This is a genomic window from Paenibacillus sp. P13VS, assembly GCF_015143645.1.
Lineage (GTDB): Bacteria > Bacillota > Bacilli > Paenibacillales > Paenibacillaceae > Paenibacillus > Paenibacillus xylanilyticus_A.
In genome coordinates, this window is sequence record NZ_WYEV01000005.1 from 398,513 (window position 1) to 411,823 (window position 13,311).

General features: G+C 52.8%; 11 protein-coding genes. 7 read left to right on the plus strand and 4 right to left on the minus strand.

Annotated features, from left to right (window positions below; genetic code table 11):
• Positions 1-148 precede the first annotated feature (148 nt).
• From GUA98_RS15530 to GUA98_RS15540, 3 genes are all read left to right on the plus strand, one after another.
• Complete coding sequence (locus GUA98_RS15530; RefSeq protein ID WP_227779679.1) at positions 149-457, plus strand: ArsR/SmtB family transcription factor; 309 nt, start codon at positions 149-151, stop codon at positions 455-457.
• 8 nt (positions 458-465) lie between these two features.
• On the plus strand, positions 466-1,272 hold the full coding sequence (locus GUA98_RS15535; RefSeq protein ID WP_193723731.1) for a hypothetical protein: 807 nt from the start codon (positions 466-468) through the stop codon (positions 1,270-1,272).
• A gap of 128 nt (positions 1,273-1,400) precedes the next feature.
• The gene (locus GUA98_RS15540; protein WP_095360332.1) at positions 1,401-2,360 is read left to right on the plus strand and encodes an MraY family glycosyltransferase; all 960 of its coding nucleotides are present in this window, start codon (positions 1,401-1,403) and stop codon (positions 2,358-2,360) included.
• A 168-nt stretch (positions 2,361-2,528) separates the two neighbouring features.
• On the opposite strand, the gene cydC is transcribed toward GUA98_RS15540, so the two are convergent.
• From cydC to GUA98_RS15560, 4 genes are read right to left on the minus strand one after another with little or no spacing between them, the layout of a single operon-like run.
• Positions 2,529-4,430 carry a thiol reductant ABC exporter subunit CydC gene (gene cydC / locus GUA98_RS15545; protein ID WP_193723650.1) on the minus strand — a complete coding sequence of 634 codons (1,902 nt, stop codon included), beginning with the start codon at positions 4,428-4,430 and terminating at the stop codon, positions 2,529-2,531.
• A 1-nt stretch (position 4,431) separates the two neighbouring features.
• Positions 4,432-6,300, minus strand: a complete 1,869-nt coding sequence (cydD, locus tag GUA98_RS15550; RefSeq protein WP_193723651.1) for a thiol reductant ABC exporter subunit CydD — start codon at positions 6,298-6,300, stop codon at positions 4,432-4,434.
• A gap of 1 nt (position 6,301) precedes the next feature.
• The gene (gene cydB / locus GUA98_RS15555) at positions 6,302-7,357 is read right to left on the minus strand and encodes a cytochrome d ubiquinol oxidase subunit II (protein ID WP_227779680.1); all 1,056 of its coding nucleotides are present in this window, start codon (positions 7,355-7,357) and stop codon (positions 6,302-6,304) included.
• Positions 7,302-8,717, minus strand: coding sequence for a cytochrome ubiquinol oxidase subunit I (locus GUA98_RS15560; RefSeq protein WP_193723652.1), 1,416 nt, complete (start codon positions 8,715-8,717; stop codon positions 7,302-7,304). The genes cydB and GUA98_RS15560 overlap by 56 nt, the downstream gene beginning before the upstream one ends.
• A gap of 386 nt (positions 8,718-9,103) precedes the next feature.
• On the opposite strand from GUA98_RS15560, the gene GUA98_RS15565 reads away from it, so the two are divergent.
• The 4 genes from GUA98_RS15565 to GUA98_RS15580 are packed head-to-tail and all read left to right on the plus strand — an operon-like array spanning position 9,104 to position 13,293.
• On the plus strand, positions 9,104-10,396 hold the full coding sequence (locus GUA98_RS15565; RefSeq protein WP_193723653.1) for a hypothetical protein: 1,293 nt from the start codon (positions 9,104-9,106) through the stop codon (positions 10,394-10,396).
• Positions 10,396-11,286 (plus strand): glycosyltransferase, encoded by an 891-nt coding sequence (locus tag GUA98_RS15570; RefSeq protein ID WP_227779681.1) that lies wholly within the window; start codon positions 10,396-10,398, stop codon positions 11,284-11,286. The genes GUA98_RS15565 and GUA98_RS15570 overlap by 1 nt, the downstream gene beginning before the upstream one ends.
• Before the next feature lies 1 nt (position 11,287).
• Complete coding sequence (locus tag GUA98_RS15575; protein ID WP_193723654.1) at positions 11,288-12,625, plus strand: glycosyltransferase family 4 protein; 1,338 nt, start codon at positions 11,288-11,290, stop codon at positions 12,623-12,625.
• A complete protein-coding gene (locus GUA98_RS15580) occupies positions 12,622-13,293 on the plus strand; it encodes a class I SAM-dependent methyltransferase (protein WP_193723655.1) in 672 nt (223 codons plus the stop codon). Before GUA98_RS15575 ends, GUA98_RS15580 begins: the two co-directional genes overlap by 4 nt.
• The last annotated feature ends 18 nt before the right edge of the window (positions 13,294-13,311 follow it).

Consider the following 13,311-nt stretch of genomic DNA (forward strand, 5'->3'; position numbering starts at 1 on the left):
TGATGGTCTTAAACCAATGCGAATTTCAGTTCGAATAATTTCGAACTATTGAATAGCAATGTATCACACGATTCAGTCTCCTTACAACCCTCAGTTCGAAAAAAATCAAACATTGAAAGAGACGTTTCAATATGCTACCGTCATAGATATGAAAAAACCTACGATACCCATGGCTTCGGACATGGAGTTTACCACGGTCTGCAATGCACTCGGTGATCCGGTGCGCATGAAGATTGCTCACTGCCTGGCCAGCTCCGGCGAGAAAAACTGTTCCGCCTTCGAAGTAGACCATATTTCCAAATCCACATTGTCCCATCACATCAAAATTCTTCGTGAAGCGGGCCTGATCCAGCCACGCATTGAAGGCAAACAGCATTTTTACTCTTTGCGAAAGGATGATCTAAACAGTCGTTTCCCCGGTCTTGTAGAATTAATATTGAATACGACAGGAGGTTAATTGCATTGTTGGATAAAAAAGCGGCAAAAATACTGCTGAGCACATTCTGGGGAGGTGGCGGTTGGAAGACAGAACGTGCACCATTCTCCGGAGATGATTTTGAATATGCCAAGAGCAAGCATGTGATGTTCGATCCGCAGACCACCACCCACGATGAGGTTGTCCGGCGTCTGCAAGAAATTCATGAGGACATTACCTTGAAGGACAGGGTTGTATCGGCTTTTCTGCATAGCCTGTCTACCAAAAAAGTATATTTGCGCAGTGCGCTCTCCAGTTGGGCACTCACCTCACGTTTACCTCTGCATACCTATGGGGAACGGCCCGCGCTTCATGCCAACACCAGTGCATGCGGGGATTGCAATTACCTGCGGTTACAGTCGGACAAGCAGTATGTGAACGTCGATCTGAACGTCCTGAATTTTGAGCGGATCAAATGGGGCGGGGTCCGTCATGGATGGTTGCTCTACTGCCTGATGGATCTGGAGCTGCTGCTTCTTGATAACGATTCAAGCTACGAGGTAACCTCGGAAGACAAGGCCATCCTTGAACAGCTTCTCGCAGCCTGCCAGACTGGTGATCTTAAGGATAGTGCCCGCTCGCTTGAAAAGCTGTGGAAAGGTCTGCTCCCTTCGAGCAAACAGGAACGGGATGCGCTGATTGAGATCTGGGCTGCTGCTGGACTGCTGATTCCTGGCGATACGCCGAGAAGAGGCAAAGGTGGTTCCGGCGATTTTATCTTTGCCGCTACCTGGCAAGGAGATGACGGCTATCATGCGGAAACAGCAAACCACTTCTTTGGATCTTATTTTCAATAAATGATCTGAACTTTGGCTTTCTGCCAACATGTACGTTCAAGCAGGTTACAATAATGACATCGACAGATTTCCGCTCCAGCTCGTATAATAGGGGAAAAATGGTAGATGGGAGTGAATCAAGCAATTTTATGGTATACATAATGGCCTTTTTGCTGTCTTTTGTTGTCGTGCTTCTGCTCATTCCTCCGCTTAGCCGCCTGGCACACCGCCTTGATTTTGTGGACAAGCCACGGGAGGACGTAGAGCGCAAGCTGCACAGGCAGCCTATTCCACTGACGGCGAGTTACGCGATATTCACCGGATTCTTCCTGACATACATTGCTTTTACGAAGCAGTTGTCCATGGAGACAGCCGCACTGGTTGCAGGCGGTATGCTTCTGTTAACGATTGGCACCATTGATGACTGGTACAAAACAAAAGGCAAAGACTTTCCCGCCCTGCCCAAAATGATCATTCAGATCTCTGCGGCCGTGCTCGTATTTGCTTCCGGCATTGCATTCACCGGGTTTGTGAACCCGCTGACCTCGGAATACGTCATGCTTCCGTTCTGGCTGCAGTTCATTCTGACGATCCTGTGGATCTTCGGTGTAACCACGGTCATTAACTTCTCGGATGGCATGGACGGGCTTGCTGGCGGATTGTCAGCGATCTCGGCAGTCACGCTGTTTGTCGTTGCCCTGGCCAAAGGCCAAAGCGATTCGGCACTCATGTCCATCGTGCTTGTCGGTGTAACGCTTGGGTATCTGAAATACAACAAACCTCCGGCCAAGGTATTTATGGGTGATGCCGGTGCGACATTCCTCGGTTTCATTCTGGCTGTCATTGCCCTTGATGGGGCATTCAAGCAAGCCACCATGCTGTCCCTATTCATCCCGATTCTGGCCCTTGGTGTACCGATCTTCGACAATATCTTTGTCGTTATCAAACGTTTCATTCAAGGCAAAGCCATCTATCAGGCCGATGCAAGCCAGGCTCATTACCGCCTCCTGCGTGCAGGGCTGAACCATAAGCAGGTGGTTGGCGTTTTGTATCTCATCAGTACCTGCCTCTGTCTCTCTTCCATCATTCTCATGTTGGTCGAAATGTAGGGACGTACCCTATTGCTCCATATCAAGTAAAAAAAGACGAGCCCGTGAAACCACGGGCTCGTCTTTTGGCTGATATAACCCTTTCATCAGCTTTATACCTTGGAGTAAGTCTTCTCTTTTCATCCGATCAACATGATCTCAGCCCTCAACCCTCGAAACCAACCACACTTACCTGGAAGCTGCGGGCGGCAACGGAACCCCTGGCTTCTGCCAGTCTGCCCATCCTGGTCGGTCGAGCTCGACGAGGCGACGATAACGCTCTTCCCGAGCCAGCAGCTGTTCGTGAGAACCCTGCATGGCAATCTGTCCATTTTCCATAAAAATGACCTCATCCATCTGTTCAGCACCAATGAGATGATGAGTAACCCAGATCATCGTTTTGCCCTGCATGCTGTCCAGAATGGTGCGCATCAGTGCGCGTTCCGTCACAGGATCAAGTCCCACTGTAGGTTCATCGAAGATGACGACAGGTGTCTCTCGCAGCAGTACCCTGGCCAGGGCGATCCGCTGCCGTTCGCCGCCCGAAAAGCGCATGCCCGTCTCCAGCATCGGGGTATTGTACCCCTGCGGCAGAGATTCGATAAGGCCGGACAAACCGACCTGGTCAGCCACACGTCTGATCTCCTCATCCGTTGCATGTGGACGGCCAATCCTCAAATTGTTCGCGACCGTTGTATCGAAAAGATGGGGATTCTGATTCAGCACTGCAATGACATCAGGTACATTGTCTCCTAGCGTCTGCACAGGCTGATCATTGATCAGAACTTCCCCTGCTGAAGGGAGCAGAGCACCCTGAATCAGTTTGAGCAGTGTGGATTTGCCTCCGCCACTGCGCCCAAGGATAGCTAGCCGTTTCCCCTGGGGCAGATGAAGAGAGACACCCTGTATCGCATGGGCATTCTCGGAAGCATAGCGGTAACTTACATGATCGATTCGAATATCTGCTCTCAGCTTCGGAGGGATACGCAGACGGATGCGTTGATCCCATGAACGATTCGTCATCTCCGCTGATTCAGAAGGGGCTTCAGTCGCCTGCACCGTTTCACCTCTGCCTGACGTAGCATCTGGAGCGTGTCCCTTACCCTCCAGATGCTGCAATCGATCCAGCGATTCCCGGTACTCGGGGATACGCTCCACCGCATCGGACACAGGCAATAAGGCTTCCGTAAGTGGGAACAGAACTAATACAAATGCCGCGATCATAACAGTGGGCAGCTGTCCTGCTGCAGCCTGGCTTCCTGCCCACAATGTCACGGACACCACCATCAGTCCAATGACACATTGTGCAATCAGATCACGCCAGCGCGTCCATCTTCGCAGGCTGCGCCGAACGGAATCTGCCCGCTCCTCCCCTTCCTCCTGAAGACGAACAAACTCTGCTGCCCGACCACTGGCCAGCCAGTCTCCAAGGCCAAGTACACCGTCAGTAAGGCGCGCATATAGGTGGCTGTTCTCCTTTTTCAATCGTACTTTCTGTTTCCATGTAATCTTTAGCGTGATGGATGGCAGCAACCCAATAAGGAATAACAAGTACAGACCCATCCACAATGCAAAACCCAGATCCACGGTTCCAAAAGAGATAACTGCCGCACCGTACAGGATCAGTGCCGTGATGGCGGGGAAAACCGTACGCAGATAAATATCCTGCAGCCGCTCGACATCCTCTGCAAGTGCACCGAGCACATCCCCCGTTTGCATTCGTGAACGCAGGAACAGGGCTTGAGGCTCCAAAATCCGATACAGCTTCACCCGTTGATCGGCAAGCACACGCAGTACGGCATCATGACCGGCCAGCCGCTCGGCATATCGAAACACCGCACGGAAAATCCCGAACGCACGAACACCCACAATCGGCACATATACCATCAAAATGTTTTCAGGGCGGAGCGCAGACTTGGAGATCAGGAACCCCGAGGTAAAGAGCAGCAGGACGGCACAACATGCAGCACATGTCCCCAGTGCGATAACTCCGGCAAATCTCCAGCGGTACTGTACCACGTAAGTAGAAATCCAGCTGCTCTTCACACGCCCGTTTCGGGCCGTCTCTATCTGCTCATGTTCAGCTTCCATGTTATACCGCCTCCATCTGGGCCCGAATCATCTGGTAATAGACGCCCTGTCTTGCAAGCAACTCTTCATGTGTTCCTGTCTCGGCAACCGTCCCGCCGTCCATCACGATGATGCGATCCATATGCGCCATCCAGTGCAGGCGATGAGTAGCCAAAAATACCAGTTTGTCTTCAAAACACGGGAGCATCGTCTGTTTCAGCTCGTACTCTGTCTCTACATCCAGATGTGCGGTTGGCTCGTCCAGCAGCAGCACCGGCCGTGCACTTAGCAAGGCTCTGGCTAAGGCTATCCGCTGCTCCTGCCCACCGCTGAGCTGTCTACCCCCGGCTCCGATTCGCTCATGCAGTCCGTTTGGCAAGGAAGAGACCAGCTGGTTCAAACCTGCTGCATTAGCTGCCTCTTCGACCTCCGCATCCGATGCTTCCGGCATATAAAAGCGGACGTTATCAGCAAGGGTTCCACTGAATATATAGGGATGCTGCGGAATGGCAGCCGTTTGTGTTCTCCAGAATTCCATCATCTCCAGGGACACGGGCTGACCGTTCACCAATACTCGTCCTGATGTGGGCAGTTGAAAGCCGGCCAGCACGTCAATCAACGTTGATTTCCCTGCACCGCTTGCACCGATGATACCAACCTTGATCATACCGGAAATCTGAAAGGTGACATCCTCCAGCGAGTTGGCCCCGTCCTCTTCATGACGCACTTGGATGTCGGTAAGCGCCAGCCTGCTGCCCTTGTTCCAGATCAGCTTCGATGAAGCTGAAGACACTGGTCTGGCAGTGCGATCATCCTCCAACACAACACGTATGGTCGAGGCATGTTTACGGTCTGAAGAAGACTGCTGTACAGATCTCACTCCGTCCGTCCCTGCCTGTGTCTGAAGAACCGTAGTGGCATATGCTTCCCCCTGCCTCTGCTCGGCTGCCTTCCCCCGCTCAATCATCTGTACGATCGCTTCTCCAGCTTCCTTGCCATCCAATGTGGCATGGTAATCTGCACCCACCATACGCACAGGCAGGAAATACTCCGGTGCCAGAATAAGTACCGTCAGTGCCGGTCCGAGCAGCATCTGTCCTTCCGTTAGCCGCAAGCCAAGGCCAACCGCGACTGAGGCAACCGAGAGCATGGTGAAGAAGTTCAGCGCGAAGGAAGATAAAAAGGCCATGCGCAGCGTAGACATCGTTGCTTTTCGGTAGCGCTGGCTGACTCGAATAATCGTATCGGTATGCTTGCCGCTCTGGCCCAGCGTTTTTAGCGTTTCGAGTCCGCGAAGCGTATCGACAAAGTGATTGGCCAGTGCCTTGTATGACTTGAATTGCCCATCAATCTTACGCTGTGCAGCCAGACCGACCAGAATCAAGAACACAATCAATATGGGAAGGGTCACCGTCAAAATAACACCGGACATGATATCCAGCTTGAACACATACAAGAGTATAACGATTGGGGTAAATCCCATGCCCAGCATGCGGGGGATAAATAGCTCCAGATACGTCTTGTACTGGGCTGTTCCTTCGCGTGCCAACGTGACCAGATGCCCTGTTCCTTCCGTTTTGGCAAAACGCGGGCCAAGCCTGAACCACTGCTCCACCATTTGCCTGCGCAGGTCTGTTCCCGTTTTCTCTGCATATCGCATGGCCACCAGCTGCAACCAGAAGGAAATGGCATACCGGGCAGCAAAAGCAGCCAGGAACAGCAGCAGCACAGGGTACTGCTCTGCGATGGATGACCCTTCGAACAATGCCGTTATGGCCTCGGCAAGCCATTTGGCCTGCATAATGATCGTCATCGCCTGCAGCAGTACCAGCGCTGAAGCCAGCGCCAGTACAGGCCGGATCCCCGGCAGCTTCAGCAATCCCCGTCCCATGTCAGTACTCCAGGTGATGCTGCTCGTTCAGACGTTTGCGGAAAATGTAATAACTCCAGATCTGATATCCGAGGACAAAAGGCAGCAGCGTGCAGGCTACAATCGTCATCACTTTCAGTGAATACGCACCGGAAGCCGCATTATAGACGGTCAGATCGAACGCTGAGCCCAAGGAACTGACCATGACTCTTGGAAACAGGCCAATGAATACAGAGGCAAACGCGATGGCAATCACGGCTCCGGTCATACCAAAAGCCCAGCCCTCACGCTTATGCCGCACGAAGTACGCAGCGAGACCTAATGAAACGGCACCAAGGACCACCATGATCCAGAGTGCCCAGCCACGAACGGCGAACACATCTGTCATGAAATAGGTCATCACCGCATACACCGCCAGAATGGCGGCCAGCGGCAGCATTAATGTATTTGCCATATTCAACGCCCGTTCCCTGAGATCTCCAACGGTCCGCAAGGAAGCAAACAGCAGCCCATGAACGAGACATAACAAGGTTACACTTAGACCGCCAACAACCGTATACGGGTTGACGATGTCCAGGAATCCCGCACGCATCTGCATCTCCCCATCAATGGGCAGGCCCTTCATGAGCGTTGCAAAGACAACCCCGAACAGAAATGGCAGAAGGCTGCTTGAGACGACAATGATGATATCCCATGTTTTGCGCCAGCGCTGCTGCTTCATCTTGCTCCGGAATTCAAAAGCGTCTCCACGGCCGATCAATGCGAGTAACACAACTACAAGCGGCAGGTAAAAACCGCTGAACAAGGTGGCATACCAATGCGGAAAAGCAGCGAACATTGCGCCGCCTGCCGTGATTAGCCAGACCTCGTTTCCATCCCAGAACGGACCGATGGAGTTAATCAGGGTACGACGTTCACGATCTGATCTGGCAATCAGGCCTGTGGACATTCCCACACCAAAATCGAAGCCTTCCAAAAAGAAAAAACCGACAAACAATACAGCGATCAACAGAAACCAAAGCTCACTTAGTGACAACGGAATACCCCCCATCCATGCCGAACGGATCGGCTGATTCATCGTGTTCCTCCGGCTTATCTACGACGTGCGGACCTGCCTTGATCTCACGAACGAACAGATAGACCATGACAATGCCCAGAACCGTGTAAGCCGCCGTAAACGCAATGGTAGAGAACAGAATCTGGCCTGCGCTTACGTTAGGCGATACACTTGCTTCGGTCGTCATATATCCGAATACCGTCCAAGGCTGCCGTCCCACCTCCGTCATAATCCAGCCCGACGTATTGGCGATGAAAGGCAGGGAGATGGCAAAAACCATCAGACGCATAAACCAAGTTCCAGCTACCTCCAGCTTCTTGCGCATCGCCAGGAATGAACCGTACAGGGCGAGTACAATCATTAAACCACCCGCAGCAATCATGATACGGAAGCTCCAGAACGTCGTCCGCACTGGCGGGATGTAGTTCCCTGGCCCATATGTCTGCTGATACTCGGCATTGAGTTCCTTCATGCCTTGAACACTGCCGGAGAATTTGCTGTAGGATAGATAACTGAGCAATCCGGGAATCTTGATCTCACCGGAGTTCTCCTGTTTGTCCGGATCAATTGCTGCGATGACCGTCCACGGCGCAGGATCTTCCGTTGTTGTCCAGGTTCCTTCGCTGGCTGCCATTTTCATCGGCTGTGTCTCCACCAGATATTGCGCCTGGAAGTGTCCCGAGAATGCCACACCGAATGAGGAAACAAGACCAATGATGATGGCGATATTGAACGATTTGCGGAAAATCTCCACATCCTGCTTTTTCATCAATTTGTACGCACTGATGCCGGTTACCACGAAGGCCCCTGTCATTAATGCGCCAAAGATCGTATGCGGGAATTCAACCAGCAGCTGACCATTGGTAAGCAAGGCGAGGAAATCATTCATCTCGGCACGGCCGTTGTTAATCTCGAAACCGACCGGATGCTGCATGAATGAATTGGCTGCCAGAATCCACAGTGCGGACAAGAATGTGCCGACAAATACGAGCCAAATACAGGCCAGATGCACCTTTTTGGATAACCGGTCCCACCCGAAAATCCAGAGCCCGATAAATGTAGACTCCATAAAAAACGCCAGTAAGGCTTCAACCGCCAGTGGCGCCCCGAACACATCCCCGACAAAGCGTGAATACTCGGACCAGTTCATACCGAACTGGAACTCCTGCAGAATACCTGCCACGACCCCGACGGCAAAGTTAATCAGGAACAGCTTGCCCCAGAACTTGGCCATCGTTTTGTAAATCTCCTTGCCCTTGACTACGTACAACGTCTCCATAATGGCTACCAGCAGCACAAGACCGATGGACAGCGGTACAAAAAAGAAATGGAAGATCGTTGTGAGTGCATATTGGATACGCGATAACATAATCGGATCCATCGTTACCCCTTCTTTCTGTTTACATCGCAGTGATTTGCATTTGGCATGGAAGCTGCACCTTCGCTGTCTATCTGTCCGCCAAATACGTGATGAACGTATTGTGCCAGATTGCCTATTTTGTACATGTGACAATTATCACAATCTACGTCAGAATTGCGAAAAAAATGTGACGATGGTCACACATTGGATAAAATTCAGCCGAAATGCGGCTTATCTGCTTCGTCTATTCAGGGAAGTTGCTCATGTTTGGCACAACATGCCCATATGCTAGAGTCAGACATATCATGCGAAGTGCCTTAAGGGCTGTACATATGATGTGGAGAGATGGAACACCTCCGGAAGCGGGGGCCGAACGTTTGAATGCATTCAAAGTGAGGTGAAGACCTATGGATAAGCCCGAATGGGTACCGGAGATCAACGGGAAAACAGCGTCAACTGAGGATGACAGCAAATGTCCTCCCAATCGGTATATTCTTTTTCCCCGTAAAGGGGGATGGTCCACTTTTCCTTATCCGGACATCGCTGCCCTGCTCTCGGCCGAGGGAGAGGTCTTATATGTAAGCAGTCAGGAACGTTCTGAAGAGATGCCCCCGGCCATTTCAGTAATCACCCTGCCAGAAGCTGAGATTCTGCTCCAGCAAAATCACACCGCAGCTGTCATTGCACACCCCTACTGGCTTACAGCAGTTCAATCGATGCAACCGAAGATCAGCATTGTGCTTCTTCCCGAGCCGGCAGGCGATGAAGCAAGCTCTCCGCTGTGGGAGAGCTGCATATCCAGACTGGTTGGTACTGCCGATCTGATCGGCACGTCTTCGGAAACACGGTATATGAAACTTGCCTTTCAGGGCGTCCGCGCGGTCTGGCTGGGCGGTGAAGACAAGGCTCCGGCTGGCTCCATACACAAGGATGATCTCGAAATTCCGCTAAGAGATTATGAGCTTCTTTTTCTTCATGCCCTCAGACAAACCGTGACCGAGGCACCGGACACCATCACGCCGCTCCAGTGCAGCATGCGTGCAGACTATTACCGCCAGCTCCGTTCCAAAACGGGGCCGCATGAGACGATCTCCTTTTTGCTGGCAGCCTACGAATATTTGCTGGACGACTCCCGTGCAGCAGCATCCCTGAAGGAGGCCTTTACACATGCGATCATGAACGGGCGAAGTGACTGTGTACAATCACACTATCGGTTTCTATCGGCCATTCATGTCAAAGCAGGAGAGGTTGAATCTGCGCTGCAAGTCTATGGAATCAGTGCAGGCAGCGAACAGGAACGGCATCACTATGAACAGCTGTGCCGCTGGCTGGAGGCGGGAGAGCATCAGCTTGTGCAGGCAGAGCTGCTGCGGTTAAACGATGATTACGGTGCTGCGCTGGGGATATTGGATGCGCTTGGAGGAGAAACCGCCCGGCATTGGAAGTTCCGGATATATCAGGAGACCGAATGTGTGGAGGATGCTCTGGCTCTGGTCCATGCAGCAGATATTCAGGACCGTTCCAGCCGCAGGGATTATCAGGAGTTATCAGGGACTGCCATGGCCTTGCGGGGAGATCGTCACGGGGCAGTGCGACAGTTTCTCGAAGCTGCGATGGAGAATGAGGAAGCTCTCGCACGGATTGTGGAGATGGAACTGCTGGATCACGCTGTACAGCAGCTGCTCGGGGAGGTGCCGTGATGCTGGACCCGAAGAAGCGCACGCAGCATAATCGGGGGCTGGGCATGCAGTCTGACATTCGGACTGAAGTTCCCCCCTCCTCTTCCGAAACATTGGCAGACCATCAGATGGACTCGAAGAGCAATGAGGTGGAAAGCGAGCGTTCACGCCCCACACCTTCTTCCATCCGCCGTGTCCGCAAAAGTCACGGAAACAAACTGACTGCCATGCTGCAGGTCCGTAACGAACGTGGACGATACCTCGAGGAAGTACTCCATGATCTGAGTGAATTCGTGGATGAGATCGTTATCGTGGATGATGCGAGTACCGATGGAACACCAGACATATGCAGGTCCTATCCAAAAGTGATTCGGCTCGAGATCCTGGAGAAACCTCTATTTGCAGAGGAATGGCGGCTCCGCAATGCGTTATGGCAAGCGGCTGTAAGTACTTCACCGGACTGGCTGCTGTCCGTCGATGCGGATGAACTGTACAGTACGGAGGCCAAGGAAGCGATACGCGATCTGATCAACCAGGACCATGCAGACTGGGTGGCATTCCGATTCTACGATATGTGGGGTGGACGGACTCACTACCGGGATGACGAACTTTGGGGTCTGCACAGACGGCATACGGCATCACTTGTCCGCTATATGCCGGAGTATCCTTACTTTTACCCACAGCAGAACCATCATGTTCCCCGTCTCCCCTTGTCCAGTTCGGTATTGCCTGGCATTCGCACGGAATTAAAAGTACAGCATCTGGGGTGGGCAGGCAGCCTCGAAGACCGGGTTCGCAAGTATCTGCGTTACAAACGCATTGATCCCAGCGGCGAGTGGGGCAGTCTGGAACATTACGAATCCATCCTTGACCCGGAACCTCGACTGGTTCCCTGGAAGGAGGAGCATTGAGATGGGTGTGGTCAGCATTTTGACACACAGCTTCACGGATGGATACAACCGGGAGTTCGGACGGGTATTCGGAGGGGGGCTTGAACGTTATATTCTGGATCTGTGCAGTGTGATCCGCGAGCTGGGGCATAATCCTGAAGTGCATCAGTTGTCTTATTATGAAGCATTTCAGACCCGTACGGAGCAGATTGATGTATTCGGATACGCCTACGATATGGATGATGTGCCTGAAGCCTTTGCCCGGATGGCAGCTGCAGCTCGCGGCCCGGTCATCTATGCCAGCTGTCTCTGGCAGCCCATCAGCTACAAGCCTGGCAGTCTGGGCATCTGCCACGGCATTAACTGGGATCGTCCCGGACTGCCACTGGAGACCAAGCAGCAGGTGGCTGAGCACATCCAATTGGCACTGGATGGACTGGTACGCATCGTATCGGTGGACTCCCATTTTCAGACCTTTTGCCGGGCAGCATGCACGTTTGATGATCCCCAACAGGTTGTCCTTATTCCCAATGCTGTGGATACCTCCTATTTCACTCCTGCTCCCCCCAGACCGAGGTTCGGGCAGGAACAGGAAGCGGAATGGCTGTCTGCATGGAAGGAGGACCTCGCCAGCCAGGAAGAAGCCGGGGTAGCCATCTCCGGATGGAGTGCTAAGGAGCCTGTTCTGCTTGATAACGCTGACAATTCCGATCAGGCAAACGAGATCGCTGATTCTGCTGCCAGCATCCACAGTATGGCTTTGCCATCACAGCTTGCCCGTCCTCTGAGAATTCTGTATCCGCGTCGGATCAGTATGGAACGGGGCATCATCCCCATGATGCTTGCGGCAGATCGGCTGCTGGGTGCCTATCCGGATCTGGAGATTGAATTTGCCGGAGAACTGGTTGAAGGCAGCACGGTGGGCAGGGTGTTTCGGTATTGGCACCGCACTCATCCGCACCAGGATCGCATCTTGCAGCGTACGTACGACTTCAGGGATATCCGCGAGGCCTACCATCAGGCTGATATTGCCGTGATTCCCACGGTGTTCTCGGAGGGAACCTCCTATGCCTGCCTGGAAGCCATGAGCTGCGGCATTCCGGTGGTCGCTTCCAATGTGGGCGGGTTAAACGATCTCATACAGGACGGTTTTAACGGGCTGCTTGTGCCCCCTGGCGATGAAGCACTAACCGCCGCTCTGGTTCGCTTGCTGGAGGACAGGGCGGAGCGGGAGTGCCTCGGCATATACGCCAGGGAGACAGCTGTCGCTTACGATCTGTCCGGATGGCGGCGCAAGTGGCGTTCGGTATTGGAGACGTTCTTGGCAGATGCAGGATTGAGAGAGGGGATACGGGGATGATGGACACACCTAATCAGAATGAGGCACTAGTATCCAGATATGTTCGGCAAAGCGATCCCAAAACAGATACGCTGGTATTTCCACTGCATCCGGCATGGTGGAGCAGACCTTACGAATATGAATGGGCCCGCAAGTTTGCCCAACAAGACGACGTGGTACTGGATGCAGCCTGCGGCATTTCCCATCCATTCAAGTTTTGGCTGGCCGAACACTGCCGGGAAGCTCACGCCTGTGATTGGGATGAACGCATCTTGTCGGAGGAAGCAATTCGGCTGGATATTGCTTCCGACTTCGGCGAAGAGGCTGCGCGTCACTTACCGGAGCACTACTTGACCAGGCTGCATCGCGCTCAGGCGAACCTGGCGCAGCTGCCTTATGCCTCCGGCATGTTTGACCGTATATTCTGCATTTCGGTTCTGGAGCATCTGGATACAGGCACGATGCTGCGTGCCTTTCGCGAATTTGCCCGGGTCATGAAGCCGGATGGACAATTAATTGCAACCTTTGATGTGCCCGAGATGCGGCCCGATCTACTCGAGACCATCATGGCTGTTACCGGTCTCACCATTGATGGAAAGCTCGTGGTGGAAGAGCCTGATGATGCCATCTGGTCCGACATGTATGGAACGCCAATCCGCTGCTTCCGGGCAGTGATTCGGAAAGGGTAGCCATTTTCGTTGGCAAGA